Below are 21,231 nucleotides of genomic sequence, written 5' to 3'. Positions count from 1 at the left end.
CGAAAAGCCCTAATTGTTAGCGCTCTCGGGTGACAGCACGATACGCGTTAGGTTGTTGATTGAAATCGCAACGCTCGGGAACGGGCCGGGAAGCGTTTTCCCACTTACCGAAAGAACGGCCTCACGCCCTTGAATGAGTTGAATAAACTCAAGCGCTTCCGGATTTTCGAAGGCTGCCAAGTGGTTGCTCTTTTGAATTCCATCCAGAGCCGAGATATCCCAAACAACTGTTTCCAAATGCGCGATTGGCGTTACATCCTGAATATTTCCGAGGCGAGCGGTCTCGCCAGACACGCGCGCCGAGAGTTGCAGGGCGCGGTCACGGGAGGACGTGAAAATCACAAAGAAATCGGGAAGTTTCCCAATGCGCGACGCCTGACTTACGAATAAATCGACATCGAGGTCAGGGGCAATTAAGGCGACCCCCTTGATCATACGCGTGACTGCGCCTTCGTCCTCAATGGCGATGCTGCGCAAGGTTTCCATCGTGAGGGCGGCCCCAAGCGAGTGCGCTACAATAACGATTTCAGAAGCGCCCGCGTCTTTTACAGTTTCGAGAAATTCCTGAAAGCTGTCGCGCGCCGTCAGAACTGCGTCGCGATCATGGGCGTATCCAAAAGCACTTCCGGTGCTAGGCCATGCGAAATGCGCAACAACAGCATCCACCGAAAAATCATTTGAAATTTGAGCGGCACGGTAAAGCCCGTCGCCAAATGTGTTGTAAAAACCATGTACATAGACGTACACGCGCTTTTTTGCGGGCGATTTTTCTATAATTTGCTTACGCAGGGATGCCTTGAACGCAGTGTCGTCCGCGTAGGTGTATTTAGCCGTAACTGCAAAATTCTTTTCGGGATTAGGTGTCTTACCCAATGGCCATTCAATTTTTCCAGGCTCATGCAGGGGTGGAATGGATACGTCGTAGCGCACGTAATTGGTGGCGGTCGCGAGTGAACTGTTGAAAGTTCCATCGTTGGTAGGATTGCGCGTGGTGCCCACATAGATCGGCACAACGGCCCCCACATCGGCGCGATCAGTGTAGCTCAGGTCGTTTTGAACTGCACAACCAGACAAAACGACCAACCATAAGGCAAAAAGAACGCGCATAGTTTTAACCTTATTAGTCCTAGAGGACGTAACGACTTATATCGGCCGATTTTGCCAGCGCACCAAGATGTTGTTCAACGAATTCGGCGTCGACCACAATATGTTCGTCAGCTCGGTCGGGTGCCGTAAACGAAAGCTCTTCAAAAACCCGTTCCAAAACAGTGTAAAGTCGGCGGGCCCCGATGTTTTCGATGGTCCGGTTCACCTCGGCCGCGATTTTTGCAAGCGCAGCGATACCCTCTGGGGCAAAGGTCACATTGACTTTTTCGGTCGCCATGAGAGCCGTGTATTGCAGTGTAAGTGCGTTTTCGGTCTCAGTCAGAATACGTACAAAATCTTCTTCGGTTAGGGCTCGTAACTCAACACGAATGGGGAGGCGTCCCTGAAGTTCTGGCAGAAGATCGCTGGGTTTGGCCACGTGAAAGGCACCGGATGCGATAAACAGAATGTGATCGGTTCTGACGGGGCCATGTTTTGTAGAAACGACGGTGCCTTCGATCAAGGGCAAGAGATCGCGTTGCACACCTTCGCGCGAAACATCAGCGCCCCGCGCGTCAGAGCGTGCGCAAACTTTGTCAATTTCATCCAAAAACACGATGCCGTTCTCTTCGACACTTTCAAGCGCGCGTTTTACCACGATTTCATCATCAAGAAGTTTGTCGGCCTCTTCACCGAGAAGCACTTCAAAGCTTTGAGCGACGGTTAGTTTCTTACGGGTGGTGCGCCCGCCCATGGCCTTCCCGAATAGATCGCCAAGATTCATCATTGACGCGCCACCGCCAGGTTGTCCGGGAATGTCGAAGCCTTGCATCGGGTTTGAAGTGTCCGCAACTTCGAGCTCTATAATGGTGCCGTCCAACTCGCCGGAGCGGAGTTTCTTGCGAAACATTTCGCGGGTTTGTTCGCGCGCATCGGTGCCGGCAATGGCTTCGATCACGCGCTCTTCTGCGGCTTCGCGGGCCTTTGCGCGGACGTCTTCGCGCATGAAATCGCGGGTTTGGGTAATAGCGCTGTCCATGAGGTCGCGAATGATTTGCTCCACGTCACGACCAACGTATCCAACTTCAGTGAATTTGGTGGCCTCAATTTTAATGAAAGGAGCCTTCGCCAGTTTTGCCAGACGGCGGGAAATTTCGGTCTTACCGACACCAGTTGGCCCAATCATCAGGATGTTTTTGGGGTAAACTTCGTCGCGCAGATCGTCCGACAACTGATTGCGGCGCCAGCGGCTGCGAAGCGCCACGGCAACGGCGCGTTTGGCGTCACTCTGGCCGATGATAAAACGGTCAAGTTCGGATACAATTTCGCGGGGCGTAAGGTCGGTCATACGGACTCCGAGTAGGGGGGAAAGCGGTTTTTAAGGGGAAAATCGGGAAGCTTTTGCATGAGGGTTGCGCGGATTTGCACCCACCATGTGCCGAGAATTGTAATGCCGCCACCAAGCAAGAGCAGAGTAGCAACGATAGAGATATCGCCGTCGGAGGAGTTTTGAATGGCCATGGAAATAAGGATCGCAATGTACCCAATTCCAGCGGTCAAAAAAGAGCGTCGGTCGATGATCAAAGCCAAGATTGTTACCAGCACGAGAGCGAGAGCCGTGAGCAATGCGCCCAAGGTACCACCCAGATTAAAAAGCGATAGCGCGATCACATTCACAAGGGCAGGGGCGGCCAATATGTGCAGCCAAAAGGCTGAAGATGCGTAGCGGCTGATGCGATAGGGGTCTTTTAGATCAAACCAAATACCGCCCGCAAATGCCAGAAGGCCGAAGATTAGCGATCCATAAGCCATGGCCGATCCTGCGCCCAAATCAAACAGCGACGTGGGTAAATCAAAGATGAAGCGCCGGTCGTCAGACACTATTCCTGCAATAGAAAGGACGCTGACAATTCCAAAAACACCAAGGACGAACATCGAAAACGGGAGTTTGAAATAGGAGAAATACCAAGCCATGCCCACCATGCCGACAAGGCCAATCGTTAATCCTTGGCTCGCATTTGGTGTGGTTGCTCCCGAAATCCCAAGGAAAGTTACCGTCGAGACGGCCAGAAACAAGCCAAATCCGGCAGATAACGCGATACTTGGCAGGCTCATGCGGCGTTTTTTCGTGAAGTAGATCGCGAAAAGTGCCGTGAGGACGACGCCCACTATCGGCACGAAAACCCCGCCGCCAATTAGCCATGTGATCGCCAGCAGGCCCGAGAATAACAGGCCCAAGCCGACGGTCACAAAAATTTCAGAGAAGCCGCGAAAAAACTCGAACGGCTCGTCTTCTCCGGAGAGGAAATCGCGCACGCCCTGACGCGATTGGGCCATGGTGATCAATTTCGACGCTTGCACTTCGTTGAGGACACCAGCGGCCACTGCGGCGCGCACATCATCTAGGGTCAACTCGGCCATTTATACAGCTTCGATGGTTTCAACGGTCAATTTACCGTTGGTATAAACACAAATATCGGCGGCGATAGACATCGCCTTGCGCGCAATCGCTTCGGCGTCCAGATCAGAATCCATCAAGGCTCGCGCAGCCGCGAGCGCAAAGTTTCCACCTGATCCAATGGCGGCTACGTTATGTTCTGGCTCCAAAACATCGCCCGCGCCCGTGATAACCAAAATATCGGTACCATCCGTCACGATCAGCATCGCTTCGAGTTTTTGCAGGTATTTGTCGGTGCGCCAGTCCTTTGCCAACTCCACACTAGCACGCGCCAATTGTCCGGGGGTTGCTTCGAGTTTGGCCTCAAGCCGCTCAAGAAGCGTAAACGCGTCCGCCGTAGAACCGGCAAACCCAGCCACAACATCATGTCCACCGGGCGACAAACGCCGCACTTTGCGCGCAGTCCCTTTGATAACTGTGGGTCCAAGACTGACTTGTCCGTCCCCCGCAATCACAACTTTACCGTCTTTTTTCACACCGATGATTGTGGTGCCGTGCCACCCTGGAAATTGATCGTCTGACATAAAACCCCTCGTCGTTTCTAGGTATATGGCCGTCTAGGGGCTATCCCACAAGTTCTTTGCTTGGAAATATTCCGAAGGCGACCTAAGTTCTGCAGCATGGACTCCTTGAAAACGCTACATATCTTCCTCGAAGAGGGCTTTAAAAAAAGCGCTGAAAATGGTGCCCACAATCTCATGAACCGCATTGAAACAGCGATGTCGAGTGTTGGGGTATCGGTCGATTACCATTTGAACACGGCCAAAAATAGAAATGCGTCGCAGGATTTTCAAGGGTATTCACTGTTTCACATGGAGGATCCCTTCCATGATCGCGCACTCAATCTTCGGCGGGCGTATTTTTATCCATTTTGGCGCATCGAGAAGGTCGCTGAGCGGTGGAATTTTCGGGTCGCAGGCATGCCTTACCCCGCCGAGAAACAAGAGCCCAACATGGTTAAAATGTTCGCAAACGCCATGCGAAAGCGGCATTTTGGCGATCAGCCTGTCACCCGTGAGGGGCATATTTTCATGCCATTGCAGGGTAAAATTTCGAAACACCGAAGCTTTCAATCCTGCTCGCCGCTTGAGATGATTGAACAAACACTCGCCACCGATGCTACGCGCCCAGTGATCGCCAGCCTGCACCCCAATGAGGTCTATTCAGAAAGTGAAATGGAGCGTTTGCGCGCGTTGGAAGGTATGCACGCTCGATTTCGGTTAAGCGACGCGCCATCGGACACGCTTCTGGCGTCTTGTGACTACGTCGTGACGCAGAACTCATCGGTCGCGCTGAAGGGGTTTTTCCTGCAAAAGCCAGCGGTTTTGTTTGCCCAGATTGATTTTCACCACATCGCAGGAAACGTGGGTCGCGTTGGGTTGGAGGCCGCGTTTCGACATGTGCACCAACCCGCGCAGAGTTATGACAGCTATCTCCTGTGGTTTCTGCGTAAAACCGCGATCAACGCGGGAAATGAGAATGCAGAAGCGCGCATTTTGGCCGCGATGCGAAAAAGTGGCTGGGAACTTTAACGAAAATGGGCGCCCAAAACGGACGCCCAATTAATACTCGAATTCAAGAAGGCTTAAAGGGCTTCGTCAATCCAGCTCTTCAATGCTGCTTTAGGGGCAGCGCCAACTTTGTTGGAGAAAACTTCGCCGTTTTTAAACAGGAACAATGCCGGAATCCCGCGCACGCCCATTTGACCGGGGGACTGTGGGTTTTCATCGACATTTACTTTAACGACTTTGATTTTGTCGCCGTATTCGGCGGAAAGCTCCTCAAGCGCAGGGCCGATTTGTTTACATGGACCACACCATTCCGCCCAAAAATCCACAACAACGGGGACTGTAGACTGGCGGACTTCGGCGTCGAAAGTTTGGTCGGTTACGGCAACTGTAGCCATCGGCTCTCTCCTAGAGGAAATTTGTTAGGTCTCAAACCTAGGTACGCGGCGCGGCATCGTCAAGGCATGTTCACACGCGCAAGGGCATCTGTCACCTTCGCGTGACTGAGCGGCATGAGGGTTGCGGTTTTAGTCCACAAAATCGCGGGTCGGAGTGTGTGGTTCGGATAAATCTGGCTTAGGGCGGAACAGTAGGCGCCCATTTGGCGCATCAATCCCTCGGGAACGTCATCAGCCGATGCAGGAACGACGGCGTTGGATTTAAAATCGATCACGTGGATTTCAGTTTCATCAATCACCAGTCTGTCGACCGAGCCCGAGATCTCTGCCGTCGTATAATTGCCCTGTGCCAATTCGGGTAGGGTGGCAAATATATTCACCTCCGAAAGAGCGTTGCCCGAGAATAGAAACGCCAAATCAGGGTGTTTCAAGCATTGCGCGGCTTCAGGCAATAGCTCAGTAAACATCTCGCCAACCAAAATTTCCGCCCGTGCGGGCCACTCATCCTCTGAAATCTCAGGAAGGTACTCCAACAAGAGGTGAATCAACGTGCCCCGTTCCTTGGCTTCTTCCTCACTCAACCCGCTAGGCCCAGCGAGCGCCTTTGCGCCACCTAGGTCTGATGGCGAGAGCGGTTTGACATTTTTTATGGGCGCGGGTGCGGGAGTAATTGCCCAGTTAGGCTTGATTGGAGAGTGCATTTCCGAAGCTTGTTTAGATGGCAATTGCGGCAGATCGTCCCAAGATAGGCTCTGATATCGAAGTCCCATCCCTGACGGGAACGTATGTGTCACCGCTCCCGCCTGTTTCATGCCTTCTTCGATCAATTGGTGCCACGCGAGGCCGTCTTTGTTCAGCTTGCCAGCGCCGCAGGTGATGAGCCATTTTTCGGCCCGCGTCATCGCCACATACAAAAGGCGCATTTTTTCTTGCGCTTGAAGTTCTTTCTTCGTGTCGATGGCATCGGCCATATTAGGCGGCATTTCGGTGGCCCGCATTTTCCACGTCACCAACCCATCCTCAAGCGGGATAAGCTCAGATTTCACAACATTTGCGCGTGCATGTGTGTCTGGAAGGATAACGATTGGTGCCTCAAGCCCCTTCGCCCCGTGCACAGTCATCACCCTGATCTGGTCGCTTGCGCTGTCCATTTGCCGTTTGATTTCAACCTCTTCAGATTGAAGCCACGTGAGGAAACCCGTAAGACTCGGGATTTCCATCTGCTCAAAACTCAACGCCTGACTTAAAAGGGCATCAATGCCATCCTCGGCTTCTGCCCCAAGGCGGGCAACCAAGTTTATGCGGCCTTTATGATCCGTCAAACAGCGTTCAATAAGTTCATAGGGGCGGAGAAAATCGGCCGAATCGCGGAGGTCTTCGAGGATAGAGACCGTTTCGGGGAATTCCTTTTTACGTTCCTGAAGCGCGCGCCAGAGATACTTTTGCGTCCGTTTCTGAGCTAGGTCATACAAATCTTGTTCGCTCCAACCAAAGAGCGGCGAGCGCAAAATCGCGGCGAGCGAGAGGTCATCCTCGGACGTGGCAAGGAAGGATAGAAGCGCGGTGATGTCCTTCACGGCAAGGCTTGCGCCAATCCGAAACCTGTCCGCCCCCGCAATTGCCAGCTTTTCAGCCTTACAGGCTTGGATGATTTCCGGAAAAATACCGCTCCGACCCTGCACTAAAATGAGGAAATCGCCCTCGGTAACTGGGCGTTGCGCATAGGTTCCTGAATTGCCGATTTCTTGCGGAATAGTGACGTTTTCATCGATCATCCGGCGAATTTCACCCGCGATCATCCGCGCGAGTTGAACATTGTGGTGATTTTGAGAAAGACGATCAACGGGGTCGGCCCAATGGCGATCATCCTCGTCCGAAACACTCTCAATGATCGGCCAGTGATCTACGCGGCCCGGCATCGCGTCCTTAAAGGCGATATGGGTCATTTCGCCACCAACTCCATGCCCTTCGCGTGCGGAAAAACTGTGGTCCACAACAGAAAGAACGGAACTGGACGACCGAAAGGAATGCTCCAATTGCAAACTCTGGAGGCCCACGCCAATTTGGGTCAAACGCGCGGCGAAGTGCTTTTGCATGCGGTCAAATTCGGACGGATCGGCACCTTGGAACGAATAAATTGACTGTTTTTTGTCGCCAACCACGAAAATTGTACGCGTTTGGTCTGAACGCGCGCCTGCACCGCTGGTGAATTCTTGGGCAAGGTTTTCAATAACGCTCCATTGCGCGGGGCTGGTGTCTTGGGCCTCATCCACCAAAATGTGGTCAATTCCGCCGTCCAAACGATACAAGACCCATTGCGCGACTAAGGGATCGGTCAAAAGATCGCGTGCTTTTAGAATGAGATCGTCAAAATCCAACCAACCCCTCCAGAGTTTCTTTGCCTGATATCGGGGTAAAAATGCGGCGGAAAATTCCTGCAGTGCGAGGGTTTTTCGCGCGGCATAGAGCCTGTTTTTGGTGTCGCGCGCATCCTCGATGCGCATCATGAAGTCATTCAAGCGATCCATGTTATCACTGAATTTTGCTTGGACAGCTTTGGTGGGAAAAGCATTGGATTTTGCAGAAAAGGGCTCTTTTGCGCTCGCGCCCGTCAAGAAAATACCTTCAAGCGTCGCGAGGTCAGCCGTAGAAAGATTGGCGAAATCTAGGCCGCACAGCCGTGCATGTGCTTTTTGGTCCGTGGACGACCCAGCCTCCAAGTAAGGCATAAGACTCGTCAGGAGGGCACCGTCATCCGGCAAAAACGTGCGTTTTTCCAGGTCGAGCAGCGAAAACCCTTCGGTCAATCCAAATCGCGCCCAGATACTATTAGCGTCCGGATTGGGAGGAAAACTTGCTGCATACTTGGAGATTTCAGAAGTGAACTTGGTCAAATCTTGATCCGTGAGTAATGCAGCGACGCCATCAACGGCCCATTGGTCGCCGGTAAGCACCATTTCATCGACAACTTCCTCCCGCAGAAGGTTGCCTGCCCGATCATCCATTTCGACAAACTGGGGCGAAACACCTGCCTCAAGAGGGAAGCGGCGCAGCAAGGAGGCACAAAAAGAGTGGATGGTTTGGATTTTCAATCCACCGGGAGCCTCGATTGCACGGGCAAAAAGGCGACGGGCCTCTTTCAGTTCAGCGTCGCCGACTTGCCCCTCGAACCCAAGTTTCTTGAGGTCGGCCTTTAGCTCCTCCGTCTCTAACATGGCCCAACTGCCCAAACGGGCAAACAATCGGTTCTGCATTTCGCTGGCAGCGGCCTTGGTATAGGTCAGGCACAGAATGTGTTGGGGAAGTACTTTATCGAGCAATAAGCGCGCAACGCGATCCGTTAAAACGCGGGTTTTGCCAGAGCCTGCGTTCGCCGAGAGCCACGTTGAATCTTTGGGGCTGGCCGCTTGGACTTGGCGTTCTGAGGCTTGATCACGGCGCATCATGATACCACCTCACGGTTGGGGGCGTCGCTTTCTTCCCACTCGCCAAAACGTGCAAGGTGGTCGTAATCGCCATAGTGGGCCACAACACTCGTAGCGCGACGCGAGGTATAACCTTGGTCGGGTGCGAAATAGGTTTCAATCAATGTGTGCAGCTCCGCCCAAATGTCGGTCGTAGAAGTTTCCTCGAGTTTCGCGTCGCGTTCTTCAGGGGATGAGCCGATGCCAATGTAACTCGCGCGTTGAACACTGTTTTCCGCAACGCCAAGGAAGGCACCGCGTTCAAGCATTGTCGCCTCAAGCAAGAGCTGTTTGTCGAAGAGATGTTCCACTTTTGCAGTGGGCGGCGTCGTTTTATAGTCGTAGATCACAGCGCGCCCATCGGGAGCAACATCGATGCGATCAGCGATTCCAGAAAGAGTGAAATCTAGTCTATCCAGCCTGATTTCGCCCCGTTTCTCAAAATAAGTTGGCGCGGCTTTGCTTTGCCTATCGTGCTCCGTTGCGACAAACCACTCGGCCAAGCGTCCCAATTTTCCCCGCCATATACGTTGCGCGGCGGGCCAAGGAACCTCAGCTTCTAGGATTGTGTCGGCCACCGCCATAAGGGAGGCGGTATTGAGTTTCGATAGGGGGATGTCGCGCACAACTGCCTCGAAAATACTATGCAGAACCGTTCCGCGCAGTGGCGCACTCGCAACTTGTCGCAGGGGATCCAGCGGTTTGAGTCGCAACACATGGCGCGCGTAAACGGCATAGGGGTCGCGAATAAGTGTCTTGATCTGGGTTACGGAAAGCTTTTTGGGCCGCGCATGGACTGGTGGTTGCGGGCAGGGCCGCTTAGCGCTTTCAATCCGTTTTTCTGGTGTCTCAAGTGCTTTGAAGAGGGCCAAATAGGTATTCCCACGACGTCGCATTTGATCAAGGGCTTCTTTGCCACCAGTTTTTGGCAAACCGTCCAAAAGGTTCACGAGTCTATTCACCCAGCGCGACGGAACCGTTTCACTTTCCGAACTGCGAATAGAGCGTGTAATCCAGACTTCTGGTGCACAAACGGCCTGTTGGAAATCGTGCGCTGAGAGCCCGATCCGCCGTTCGGGCAACAATAGACCCGCATCGGCACGCATTTTTCGGTTCAACCACGGATCGGGTTTTGGTGATTCCGGCCACACGCCTTCGTTCAAACCTGCAAGAATAACCAGATCTGCGCCCTGAACGCGGGCCTCAAGTGTTCCCCAGATCATAATGTTTGGATGAGGTTGAATCGGGTCGCGCACAACTTCTTTGTCTAGCACGGACCGAAAGAGGTCGACATAATCTCTGGGCGCAAAATCGCCGCCATAGCCCGCTTCAGACTTCAATGCTTCAACGGTTTGGAGCGCGCTTTCACCAGCTTTTTTCAACCACAACTGGCTTTGATGCTGTGGGGCGGGGCCGTTTGCGAGCCTTTCGGCGATAGCCAAATGAAAATCTAACTGCTCCGAAAGACTCCGCGTCCCAACGGTCGAAAGTTCAAATAAACATCCTATGATCCACTCGACCCAGAGGTTCGCGTTTTCGTCGCCCTTCAGCGTGGAGGCCCACAGTTGAAGGTCATCCGAGTGCGGGTGGGGCGGGCCAAATCTGCGCAGCTTGAGTTCCAACTCGCGTGTCAATTTGAGGTGCGCGCCCCGTTGCCCACTTCCCGTGTTTGTCAGCGGGTGTTTTAGCAAGGTGAGGAGAGCCTCTGATGTCAATTGCTGCCCCATTAGTGCGGAAATATGGCGTAAAAACCGACCGGGAGCGGAAAGAGCAAGTGGCGTGCCCGCGCTATCGTCGGGTTCAATTTTCCACTGCGAAAGGGCGGCGGTCACTTGTCGCGTCAACACACGATCAGGCGTTATTAGAGCCGCTTTCTGGCCCTTCTCAACAGCTTCTCGTAACCTAAGCGCAATAGCTCCCGCCTCCTCGCGGGACGAGGAGGCTTCGACCAAAGTGACGTTTTCGCAGGCTGACGCGAGGCTTGGTAGATGTTTGCCTTCGGACATCCACTGGTCGGTTACGGGGGCGGGACGCAGAGCCAGCGAAATGAGTGCATTGCGTTCTGGGCTTGGAGCAGGTGTTAGGCTCCACTGTGAAACACTGTCGCTGGTCACTTCAAACGACTGCAACAAATGGTGGAACCGATATTGCGGATGATCCTCGGCTGTTAGGGCGTCATCGAGCCCGGACCAAACCTCGGCGGGCATGTCAAAATCAAACCCCGGAAGCACAACCGCCCCGTTGGGAAGCTCTGCAATCGCGCGCATTAACTTATGGGTTGCCCCGCGCGATCCCGTTGAACCCGCAAGAATAATTGGGTTTTTGGGCGGATTATCTTGCCATGAAGAAATAAGCGCTTCGATAACGAGGCGTTGGCGCGCTTCTTTGTCCAGTGGTTCGGTGGTGTTGTCGAAATACCGGTCAACGATACCAATAAATTCAAGGGAACGCGCCCAATGTCCCGATTGATCAGACACATCAAGGGACGAAATGCGGCAGGGTTCCACGCCTTCGCCATGCATTTCATCCATCAAAGTCGCCAAACTGTCGGCGAGGTCATAGAGAGCATCGCGCGCGGCAAGGTCTGGTTGCTGATCAAGGAGTTGGGCGATGAGTTGGGTGAGTTCGAGCCGCCTTCTCAGGGGCGAAACCGCCTTTTCTATACCCGCCGCGGCCCCAAACGCGAGGTCCGTAACGAGGCCGATTTTTGGACATAGAATTGCACCTTGAGCAGCAAAAAGGCTGACAACCCGCCGCTTCATCCGCTCGGTATTGACGACTAACTGGACGCGCGCCAGTTCTTCTGGAGGCTTGTCGCGATATCGGTCCAGAAGGCCATGAACCAGTACCGCCGGGAAATCACATCCAGGGGCGATGCCATAGATGTTCGGCTTAAACATCGTGGGCACGTTTCAGGAGAGATTCGGCGATAGGCACACTCGAGGGTTGCCCGACGTCACACCATTTCCCTGAATAAGTAACGCCAAAAACGCGGCCGCTTTGCATGAGAAGATTCCAATATAGGTTTAGTGAAAATGCGGTTTCTGAAATTTCCGCAAGGCGGTCGGTTTTGATGATCTGTGCGCCCGTATAAAGGAGGGGGCCACCGCGCGTTAGGTGCCCATTTTGATCGGACGAAAAATCTCCACTTCCGTGGTGCCCAAAGGATTGAGTTAAGGGAACGAGCATCAATAACGCGTCCATTTGGGTAGGATTCCAAGCCTTTCGCAACAGGGTCAGCGGGTTGGGGCCGGACCAAATGGCGTCAGAATTAAGGGTAAAAACGGGGGCGTTCTGTAAAATTGGAAGGGCTTTGCGCAGGCCCCCACCTGTCTCAAGAAGTTGGGATTTTTCGTTCGAGAACTGAACGCCTTTTGGTCCGAAATGTTGGACGATACTGTCTGGAAGGTAATGAAGGTTCATCACGGTTTGAAGGTTTTCATCCTGCGCGAGTGCAAAAGCATAGTCGGCGAGTGGTTTGCCGTTCACCAAAATCATCGGTTTTGGAAGGGTTTCGGAAAGGGGCAACATGCGTGTGCCCTTGCCAGCCGTGAAAATCATGATCGATTTAGGCATCTGGACCCTCCAGACGGCAAAGCACCTCGGGCGATGGCGGCGGCAAGGTATCCATGAGGATCGCCTTCAAATTGGTAAGGTTAGGGTGCTCTAGATCACGCATCAAATGGCCCCAGACACGGGGTAAAAACTCTAGATATCGCCGCTTTCCTTTGTTAAGTGACAGATGCGCCAGAACACCCAAAATACGAAGGTTCCTTTGCGCGGCTTGAGCACAAAATCCCTCAAGGAAAATATCTGGATCAAGCTTTGAATGGTCGAGAAAGTGGTCGAGAACGAATTTGCGAGTCGTCTCGCTAACATCGCGGCGCGCGTCTTCCAACAATGATGCGAGATCATAGCACGAGTGTCCCACGTGTGCGTCCTGAAAATCCAAAACACCAACGCGGGCAACACCAAAGCGATCTGGAAGCCAGAGCAGGTTTTCTGCGTGGAAATCACGCAACAAAAGCTTGGGTTCTTTTGAATTAGACCTAACCAATACGCGCTCCAATTCGAGGGATATCGCGCTTTGAGCACTCGGATTTTCCTTTCCGGTTGCGCCCAAGAGATAGGCATCAAAAGCCGGAGCAATGGCCCTTGCCATGGTTGCTGGATCAAGCGTTGGTAGATTTTTTGGCGTCGGCGCTGTCTGAATTTCGAGGAGAAGGTTTGCAGCGCCAATGTAAAGGTCGGTCTCCATCTTTGGCTTTTGCAATAAAATATTGGCAAAGAGCTCGTCGCCGAGGTCTTCAAGGAGTAACTCTTCCTCAGATTGCGCCAAAATAACTGGTGCAGAGAGGCCGAGGCTTCGCAAGTGAATATCAATTTTGATAAAGTCCGCAACGCCGTCAGGACGATCATTGCGGGCGTCCATGTGGATCATGCTGCCAAATGCAGGGTGGCGCCAGCGCGCATATCTGCGACCGGATGCATCACCCGCGAGAGGCGTTACGGTCACACCACTTGGGCTAAAGAGGAGTTGTGCAAAGCGATCAGGCATTCAAAACCTCTGTCAAAATGTTCCAACGCGCCGAATGAGATTGAAATTTCAGAAGACGAACTTCATCGTTTTCGGGAACAAAAGTGATGTGCAGGGCGTCTTTGGGTTCTTGCCCCGCGAGCCTATCTGGCCATTCTATCAAACAAAGCGAGGCGTCGAATGCCTCTTCTAGACCAAGTTCCCATGCCTCGTCGGGATGGGCTAGGCGATACAAATCACAGTGCCAGATCTGAAACTTAGGCCCATCATAAACCTGAACAAGTGTAAAGGTTGGCGAGGGAATGTCTTCGGGATGGGTTAGAATTGACAGAATGAGGGATCGACTGAATAGGCTTTTCCCGGACCCGATAGGCCCTTCAAGAAGAATTGTGTCCCCAGACGTAAGATGCGGCGCTAGACGGTTGGCGAGCGCTTCTGTCTCCTCAGGAGAGGAAAGTGAAATTTGATGTGAAAACGGTAACATGTAGCGAATTTAACGCAGCCACATCCAACCGCAAGGGAGATCATGCTTCGATTTTGAAAAGAAGTGGCTCCTTTGGTTTTGAAGCTCTATCCGCGTGTGGGACCTCCTCCGTGTCGAGAGCTTTGGGTTCGATGGGTTCCAAAGGGGTAAGTGCAGGGCTGCTTATTACCGCAAATGCGATAAGGGTTCCTCCACCAGCGACTGGGGCAAGTCGGCAAGTCAAATTACCGCCTTCCAACAAGCGAAGTTTGAAGCTCTTTTCTTCGCGAGATCCATTTGTTGCGATGTAGCTTTGAATGGACGACCACAATGGGCTGTCCTCACATTTGGCGCGCCAGTGCGCCATTGCGTCAACCACACTCATTTCGCCGAGAGTGGTTCCTGGGTCGACACCCCAAAGGGATGTATAGGTAGAGTTTGACATCGTGAGCATTCCGTCAGATGCAAAAACTGCAATCGCCTCGCGGAAGCTGTCGAGAACGGCCTGTCCGATCTCGAGTTCACGCCTAAACCGCCGTGTGAGAGACACTTCTGCGGAAATATCCTCAAAAAGAAACGCGACAGCCCCATCCGGATGAGGGCGGCCCGTTACGCGATATGTTTGGCCCGACGGGAGCGTCCAAGTCTCAGAGTAGGTGCCATCGACTGCTGCGGCCTCAAGTGCGGAAATTTGAGCGCGCCAGCCTTTGTAGTTCTTAGGTTCGGGGATCACTTGCCCTTCGCGTAATTTATCCAAAAAACTAACCAGCGTTGGACGAAGGGATAAAAACATAGGCTGAAGGCCCGTGAGGTCGGTGAGGGCAGGGTTAAAGAGCGCGAGTTGACGTTTTTTATCGAAAATGGCCAATCCGGTCGGGAGGTGAGCAAACGTTTTTGTCAGCGTTTGAACGAAATCCCGCAAAGCGGTTTCGGCGCGAACAACCCCGTCGGCACTTGTAGCAAAATGCAATGACTCGTCGCCAATAGTTGTGCTGAAAACTTCATACCAACGACCATTGGTCTCTTCGGGGAATTTCACTGAAACACGATGCGCCCGTCCTTCAGGCGAGCCTTGGGCGAGCGAAACAGATTGGAAAAGTCGCGAGGGCGGCCAGGTTTGAACGGGCATCTCTGCACTGCCATCAAATTCTTGCGACAGGGTGAAGTAACTCGAATTAGCCCATGTAATCACGCCGTCGACTGTCTGCTGCCAGACGTAATACGGGGACATCTCGGCCGTCTTACGCAAAGTCTCCAACTCTCGCTTCATGGCATTCATACTGTGAGGGTCAACTACCGTTTCAGTGCTGGCGGTTGCGTCTTCGACCAGCTCAATTCGGGCCACACCGTTCCACCATTCAGCTCGGATTTCGGCAAAGTCGGCGGGATCGCTCGCTTGGATTGTGAGGGAACCCTCACTCGCCAGCTCTGCCATTTCGAGGGGCAAATCCGGGAAGCGGGTCTGGGCGAGAACGCAAAATTGGCGCCATTCTGATGACCCTTGCGGGCGGGAATTTAACAAGGCGCGGGCGCGTGACGTGGCATCGACCAATTTTTCGTCGTCGAAGAGAAAAACCAAGGAGTTTTCCGCCCCCTGAAGGAGTGCCCGATGTGATTGTTTGTTTCCACGACCGGAAAAGTAACCCACACCGAATACACCACATGCCGCGGCGAAAAATGAAGAGAGCGCCACCATTAAAAGGGTTTCTGAAGAGAGCACAGACAAGGAATCATTCCATTTGATGGGTACGGGAGGATATTCGCTCCGGAAAGGTTAACGCCTTATTAAGGTTTCTTAAAAAAGGAGTCTATGGCTATGCTTTTGGTACAAAAAGACTGTTTTCACCAAGACGCCCACGCGTTGCCTCCGCAGACGCAACAAGAACATCGAGAGGCCAGACAACTTGGATCACGGCACCACACTTAAGAGGCCGCTCTTGCTCGGTTAAAAAGGGGTCCGATCCGTTGGCAAAAATTAGTTCGGCCCCCGTGCGCTCAAGAAGTGTTTTCGCTATAAAGAGTCCGAGTCCCATCCCCTCATAACCCGGGCGGCGCGGTTTCACCCCTGCATCGCGGCGTCTGACAAAAGGCTCCCCAATACGGCCAATCAAATGCGGCGGAAAACCGGGTCCATCGTCCGCAATTCGAATTTGGATGCGGTTGTTCGTCCATGCGAGATCAATCCAAACATTTGCCTGTGAAAAATCCACCGCATTCTGAACGAGGTTCCTCAAGCCGTGAATAATCTCTGGACTTCGATGAATTTCGGGGTGTTCGCGCAGACCACTTGGGGCAGGGCCGATGTTGAAATGAATGTCACGACCGCGTTTCGTGTGAGGCTCTGCCGCTTCGCGCACCACGGCCTCAAATGGCGCAGTACGCATATGGAGGTCGTCTTTTCCTGCCCGCCCCATGGAACGCAAAATCTCGCGGCATCGGTCTGTTTGCTCGCCGATGAGCAAGGCGTCGGCCATAAGGTCAGAGCCGTCCTCAAGGTCGTCTAGCATCTCGGAGGCCGCGAGTTTTATTGTCGCGAGAGGGGTGCCCAATTCGTGCGCTGCTGCAGCCACAACCCCCCCGAGATCAGTCAATTTCTGCTCGCGAGCCAGTGCCATTTGCGTCGCCAAAAGTGCTTCGGACATGGAGTGAATCTCGCTGGTCACCCGCCGCGCATACATGGCGAGAAATACTGTGCCGATGACGATAGACAGCCAAAACCCAAACAGAAGGAAGGGATCGGCCTGAAAAATGCGACCCGCGCTGTTTTGAAGGGGGGTGCTCCGCAGAGCGACAAGGGTAGTGAGGCACAAAGCAACCGTGCCCAGAAGAATTGTGGAGTGGAGGGTTAAAACCGTTGCCGAAATTGTGACTGGAACGAGAATTAGAAGCGCGAAGGGATTGTGCAGCCCACCGGTTAAATAAATCAGTAGCATGAGTTGCGAAATATCGAAGAGCAACATCAAGACGGCTTGCCCCTCGCTGAGGCGTTTGTTCTCTGGGTAGACGAAAATCGCAATTAAATTTGCGATAACCGAGGCTGCAATCACTAAGTAACAAAGGCCCAAATCGAGCTGGATGTCGAACTGGCTCCGTGCAACCGAAATTGCAATTATTTGCCCCGCAATCGCAACCCAGCGCAGGACAATCAGCGTGCGCAGCCGAATCCAATCGCTGCGCGCGGATTGATTGATGAAGAGCGATTGTGTTTCGATCATTGGCACCCCATGTTGTGCGGCAAGTTGCACAGTTGATTGTCATGGTAAACACAGCGATCAAGCGGCGAAACCAAAAAGGATTGAACGATGGGTCGGATTTTTGCATTTGCTGCAGTTGGTGTTGCCGCTATTTTACTGGGCTCAACCGCCTATCTGAAAATGAGTTCGGGCGAATCCGAGTTTGAGCAATGCAGTGTGAACAAAATTGCCGGTGGTACGTCCTCCATTGGCGGGCCGTTCTCGCTTATTGACGAAACGGGCACCCGCGTTTCCGACACTGACGTTTTGACCAAACCGTCGATTATCTACTTCGGCTATACGTTCTGTCCCGACGTATGTCCGCTGGATTCTGCGCGCAATGCGGCAGCGGTGGATTTGCTGGATGAAGTTGGTATCGAGACCACTCCGATCTTTATTTCAATTGATCCCGCGCGCGACACGCCAGAGGTTTTGGCCGAATATACCGACGTGATGCATGATCGTATGATTGGCCTCACAGGGACCGAAGAGGACGTAAAAGCGGCGTCGCGGGCCTATAAAACCTATTACAAAAAGAACGAGGGCGATGACGAATATTATCTCGTCGATCACTCGACCTTCACCTATCTCTATCTGCCCGAACACGGGGTCGTGGAGTATTTCAACCGCGATGATACACCAGAGGATATGGCCAATCGAGTCGCGTGTTTTGTCGAAAACTCCTGATTTTCCATCCATTCAGGTTTAACGATATTTGACCTGCCTTGCGGTTCTGCATAGAACAGGGGGGCAGAGATAAAATTAGGGCGCTTAAATGAAAGATCGTGAATTGCAGGACATCGGCGAAGACAAATCTCTCATGCTCCTTGATGACGACGAACCGTTTTTGCGTCGTCTTGCGCGCGCAATGGAAAAACGCGGGTTTGTGGTTGAAATGGCTGGTTCAGTGGCCGCTGGGCGCGCGATCGCCACGGCGCGGCCACCCGCCTATGCGGTGATTGATCTGCGCCTTGAAGATGGCAACGGCCTCGACGTTGTCGAATTGCTACGCGAAAAGCGGCCAGATGCGAAGATCGTTGTTTTAACGGGGTACGGCGCCATTGCGACGGCCGTTGCTGCGGTTAAAATCGGGGCGACGGATTATTTGTCAAAGCCCGCCGATGCCAATGACATTCTTGGCGCTTTGTTAGCTAAAAAAGATGCGCTTCCCCCGCCGCCTGATAATCCGATGTCCGCAGATCGGGTGCGTTGGGAGCATATCCAGCGCGTATATGAATTATGTGACCGAAATGTGAGTGAAACCGCGCGGCGCTTGAGTATGCACCGGCGCACACTTCAACGCATTTTGGCGAAAAGATCGCCGCGTTAGGCTCTATATTTCGGCAAGAAGCTCTTCGTGACGCGCGGTGAAATCATTGCGTGCGAGGAGCGGTGAACGCAATTCAATCGCTAGCCCTTCTAAAACTGCGGCGTCTGGTTTGCCAAAGAGTTTGTCTGCCTCGCGTTCTGAGAAGCCAGCAATCTGGGTCGCTTCCATCCAGGCCGAGATTTTATCTGCTTTTTTAATCTGTTTCTTAACCGATACAGGGATCGACGCGGGCAGGCCAAACCGAAGATGAATCGCCGCAGTAAGTCGCGTGTCCAAGGCTTCGTAACCCGTTCCAACCGCGGATTTTACGGGGGAAATCATATCGCCAATGACGTACTCTGGCGCGTCATGCAAAAGCGCGGCCAGCTTCCATCTTGCAGGAGCGTTTGGCACAATGCGGCAAAACAAACGTTCGACCAGCAGGGAGTGTTCCGCCACAGAATAAGCGAAATCGCCTTTGGTTTGACCATTCCAACGTGCAACAAACGCAAGGCCATGCGCAATATCAATGATTTCGATATCCATCGGCGTTGGGTCGAGCAAGTCCAGCCGACGACCAGAAAGCATGCGTTGCCACGCGCGGGGTTGATTTGCCATTGTTTTGCCTCTGTTTTACACGCGCTCAATCTTGTTATGGCTAGACCCCGACCTGCCAAAAGTAAAGATGCTCGGTTTTGAGCCGTGCTGGATCACGCGGGTTTGTTGGGCCTCTGTTGCTTAGACGCGATTGTGGTGGTATCTGGCGTTCAACTAAATTTATGAGGAATCAGCCCCATGGCGAACGACTATATCATCAAAGACATTGCCCTTGCAGAATATGGCCGCAAGGAATTGGACATCGCAGAAACCGAAATGCCTGGCTTGATGGCGCTGCGCACTGAGTATGGCGAGAGCAAACCGCTCAAAGGCGCGCGCATTGCCGGTTCGCTTCACATGACGATCCAAACAGCGGTTTTGATCGAAACTTTGGTGGCCTTGGGTGCCGATGTGCGCTGGGCGTCGTGCAATATTTTCTCAACTCAAGACCACGCTGCCGCAGCGATCGCCGCTGGTGGTACACCCGTTTTCGCAATCAAAGGCGAAACGCTGGAAGAATATTGGGATTACGCGGACAAAATTTTTGATTTTGACGGCGGCACATGTAACCTCATTCTCGACGATGGCGGCGACGCAACCATGTACATCCTTCTGGGTGCGCGCGTCGAAGCTGGCGAAACCAACCTTCTCGATGTCCCAACAAGCGACGAAGAAGTGGCATTTTTCGCACAAATCAGAAAACGTCTTGCCGCTTCGCCCGGTTGGTTCACAAAGCAACGTGATGCGATCCAAGGTGTTTCCGAGGAAACAACAACCGGCGTTCACCGCCTCTATGACTTGGTGAAAACTGGCCACTTGCCGTTCCCCGCGATTAACGTGAATGACTCCGTCACCAAGTCGAAATTCGACAACAAATACGGCTGTAAAGAGAGCCTCGTTGACGGTATTCGCCGCGCAACAGACACAATGATGGCCGGCAAAGTGGCGGTTGTTTGTGGCTATGGCGACGTTGGCAAAGGCTGTTCAGCTTCCCTTTCGGGCGCGGGCGCACGCGTCAAAGTTACTGAAATCGACCCTATTTGTGCGTTGCAAGCGGCGATGGATGGCTATGAAGTTGTCCTTCTCGAAGATGTCGTTTCGACGGCCGATATTTTTGTGACCACAACAGGCAACAAAGACATTATCCGCATCGAGCACATGCGTGAAATGAAAGACATGGCGATCGTTGGCAACATCGGCCACTTTGACAATGAAATCCAAGTTGCGGCGCTCAAAAACCACAAATGGACCAATATCAAAGACCAAGTGGATATGATCGAAATGCCGTCTGGCGCGCGTTTGATCCTTCTTTCCGAGGGACGTTTGCTTAACCTTGGAAACGCGACGGGTCACCCTTCCTTTGTGATGTCCGCAAGTTTCACTAACCAAGTTCTGGCGCAAATCGAGCTTTGGACGAAGGGCGACGACTATAAAAACGACGTGTATATTCTGCCGAAACATCTGGACGAGAAAGTTGCGCGTCTTCACCTTGACCGCATCGGTGTGAAACTGTCGAAATTGGCTCCGGAGCAGGCAGCCTATATTGGTGTCAGCGTTGATGGGCCGTTCAAACCCGAGCATTACCGCTACTAAAACAGCTGTCGCGGTATAATTCATCAGTATTTTAAGGCGCCCCACGCAAATTGGGGCGCCTTTTTGCGTTCTCGTCCAATTGGTGAAATTTTTTCTTTGTGATTATCCCCGACTTGGCTACCGTGTCGTAGGGCCGGAAAAGGTTCATTTTAACGGGTGCTGCCCAGAAATTGATGGAGTTTGACTGTGGGAAAACGGGACGATCTAATTGCGAAATACGCGGACGACTTGAAAAATAAATGTGGGGTAACGCCCGATATGGATCTTTTGACAAAAGTGACCATCGGATGTGGTCCGGCAATCTACAACGCCGACGCATCAACTGTTGCAGGCTCTCAGGACTCCGAACTTGAAACGGTAAAAAACAATTTCCTCATCAAAAAGCTCTCGCTCGCTGAAGGTCCGAAATTGATGGAGGCCATTCAATCCGTCATCGAAACCTACGGTAAATCCGAGCGCACCAAATATCGCGTTGTTGTGTATTACTTGCTGGTAAAACATTTTGGAAAAGAAGCTGTCTACGGGTAATCCGCAGAAGCTATTATTAAAAGGCGTTCTCATCTACGGGTGCGCCTTTTTAGTTAA

General features: G+C 52.7%; 18 protein-coding genes. 5 read left to right on the top strand and 13 right to left on the bottom strand.

Annotated features, from left to right (window positions below; genetic code table 11):
• Nucleotides 1-9: 9 nt before the first annotated feature.
• The 4 genes from AB9F29_RS08955 to hslV are packed head-to-tail and all read right to left on the bottom strand — an operon-like array spanning nucleotide 10 to nucleotide 4,068.
• A complete protein-coding gene (locus AB9F29_RS08955; RefSeq protein WP_369755385.1) occupies nucleotides 10-1,107 on the bottom strand; it encodes an alpha/beta hydrolase in 1,098 nt (365 codons plus the stop codon).
• Between the two features lie 19 nt (nucleotides 1,108-1,126).
• The gene (gene hslU / locus AB9F29_RS08950) at nucleotides 1,127-2,434 is read right to left on the bottom strand and encodes an ATP-dependent protease ATPase subunit HslU (RefSeq protein ID WP_369755384.1); all 1,308 of its coding nucleotides are present in this window, start codon (nucleotides 2,432-2,434) and stop codon (nucleotides 1,127-1,129) included.
• Entirely contained in the window at nucleotides 2,431-3,507 is a 1,077-nt protein-coding gene (locus AB9F29_RS08945; protein ID WP_369755383.1) for a hypothetical protein, read from the bottom strand. Before AB9F29_RS08945 ends, hslU begins: the two co-directional genes overlap by 4 nt.
• On the bottom strand, nucleotides 3,508-4,068 hold the full coding sequence (gene hslV / locus AB9F29_RS08940; protein ID WP_039002891.1) for an ATP-dependent protease subunit HslV: 561 nt from the start codon (nucleotides 4,066-4,068) through the stop codon (nucleotides 3,508-3,510).
• A gap of 174 nt (nucleotides 4,069-4,242) precedes the next feature.
• Between hslV and AB9F29_RS08935 the strand changes: the two genes are divergently transcribed.
• Entirely contained in the window at nucleotides 4,243-5,076 is an 834-nt protein-coding gene (locus AB9F29_RS08935; protein WP_369755382.1) for a hypothetical protein, read from the top strand.
• A 53-nt stretch (nucleotides 5,077-5,129) separates the two neighbouring features.
• Here AB9F29_RS08935 and trxA read toward each other — a convergent pair whose 3' ends face one another.
• From trxA to regB, 8 genes are all read right to left on the bottom strand, one after another.
• A complete protein-coding gene (gene trxA / locus AB9F29_RS08930; protein ID WP_039002893.1) occupies nucleotides 5,130-5,450 on the bottom strand; it encodes a thioredoxin in 321 nt (106 codons plus the stop codon).
• A 59-nt stretch (nucleotides 5,451-5,509) separates the two neighbouring features.
• The gene (addA, locus tag AB9F29_RS08925; RefSeq protein ID WP_369755381.1) at nucleotides 5,510-8,896 is read right to left on the bottom strand and encodes a double-strand break repair helicase AddA; all 3,387 of its coding nucleotides are present in this window, start codon (nucleotides 8,894-8,896) and stop codon (nucleotides 5,510-5,512) included.
• Complete coding sequence (gene addB / locus AB9F29_RS08920) at nucleotides 8,893-11,814, bottom strand: double-strand break repair protein AddB (RefSeq protein ID WP_369755380.1); 2,922 nt, start codon at nucleotides 11,812-11,814, stop codon at nucleotides 8,893-8,895. Before addB ends, addA begins: the two co-directional genes overlap by 4 nt.
• The gene (locus AB9F29_RS08915; protein WP_369755379.1) at nucleotides 11,807-12,490 is read right to left on the bottom strand and encodes a nucleotidyltransferase family protein; all 684 of its coding nucleotides are present in this window, start codon (nucleotides 12,488-12,490) and stop codon (nucleotides 11,807-11,809) included. The genes addB and AB9F29_RS08915 overlap by 8 nt, the downstream gene beginning before the upstream one ends.
• Nucleotides 12,483-13,472: an aminoglycoside phosphotransferase family protein gene (locus AB9F29_RS08910; protein WP_369755378.1), complete on the bottom strand. Its 990-nt coding sequence runs from the start codon at nucleotides 13,470-13,472 to the stop codon at nucleotides 12,483-12,485. Before AB9F29_RS08910 ends, AB9F29_RS08915 begins: the two co-directional genes overlap by 8 nt.
• Nucleotides 13,465-13,935, bottom strand: a complete 471-nt coding sequence (gene tsaE, locus AB9F29_RS08905) for a tRNA (adenosine(37)-N6)-threonylcarbamoyltransferase complex ATPase subunit type 1 TsaE (RefSeq protein ID WP_335583947.1) — start codon at nucleotides 13,933-13,935, stop codon at nucleotides 13,465-13,467. Before tsaE ends, AB9F29_RS08910 begins: the two co-directional genes overlap by 8 nt.
• A 40-nt stretch (nucleotides 13,936-13,975) precedes the next feature.
• Nucleotides 13,976-15,493, bottom strand: coding sequence for a PAS-domain containing protein (locus AB9F29_RS08900; RefSeq protein ID WP_369755377.1), 1,518 nt, complete (start codon nucleotides 15,491-15,493; stop codon nucleotides 13,976-13,978).
• A gap of 235 nt (nucleotides 15,494-15,728) precedes the next feature.
• Nucleotides 15,729-17,129, bottom strand: coding sequence for a sensor histidine kinase RegB (gene regB / locus AB9F29_RS08895; RefSeq protein ID WP_335583949.1), 1,401 nt, complete (start codon nucleotides 17,127-17,129; stop codon nucleotides 15,729-15,731).
• Nucleotides 17,130-17,216: 87 nt separating this feature from the next.
• Here regB and AB9F29_RS08890 point away from each other — a divergent pair, with 87 nt between their 5' ends.
• Nucleotides 17,217-17,834 (top strand): SCO family protein, encoded by a 618-nt coding sequence (locus AB9F29_RS08890; protein WP_369755376.1) that lies wholly within the window; start codon nucleotides 17,217-17,219, stop codon nucleotides 17,832-17,834.
• Nucleotides 17,835-17,922: 88 nt separating this feature from the next.
• Nucleotides 17,923-18,477: an ActR/PrrA/RegA family redox response regulator transcription factor gene (locus tag AB9F29_RS08885; protein ID WP_369755375.1), complete on the top strand. Its 555-nt coding sequence runs from the start codon at nucleotides 17,923-17,925 to the stop codon at nucleotides 18,475-18,477.
• A 3-nt stretch (nucleotides 18,478-18,480) separates the two neighbouring features.
• Here the strand turns inward: AB9F29_RS08885 and AB9F29_RS08880 are convergent, their stop codons facing one another.
• Nucleotides 18,481-19,074: an HD family hydrolase gene (locus AB9F29_RS08880; protein ID WP_335583951.1), complete on the bottom strand. Its 594-nt coding sequence runs from the start codon at nucleotides 19,072-19,074 to the stop codon at nucleotides 18,481-18,483.
• Nucleotides 19,075-19,251: 177 nt separating this feature from the next.
• Between AB9F29_RS08880 and ahcY the strand changes: the two genes are divergently transcribed.
• Nucleotides 19,252-20,646: an adenosylhomocysteinase gene (gene ahcY, locus AB9F29_RS08875; RefSeq protein WP_335583952.1), complete on the top strand. Its 1,395-nt coding sequence runs from the start codon at nucleotides 19,252-19,254 to the stop codon at nucleotides 20,644-20,646.
• Nucleotides 20,647-20,832: 186 nt separating this feature from the next.
• Nucleotides 20,833-21,174: a DUF2853 family protein gene (locus tag AB9F29_RS08870; protein WP_335583953.1), complete on the top strand. Its 342-nt coding sequence runs from the start codon at nucleotides 20,833-20,835 to the stop codon at nucleotides 21,172-21,174.
• Nucleotides 21,175-21,231 lie beyond the last annotated feature (57 nt).

It is taken from the genome of Falsihalocynthiibacter sp. S25ZX9, from assembly GCF_041205405.1.
Classification (GTDB): Bacteria; Pseudomonadota; Alphaproteobacteria; order Rhodobacterales; family Rhodobacteraceae; genus Falsihalocynthiibacter; species Falsihalocynthiibacter arcticus.
Note: the sequence above shows the minus strand (reverse complement) of the source record. Positions and strands in the feature narration are given on the sequence as shown.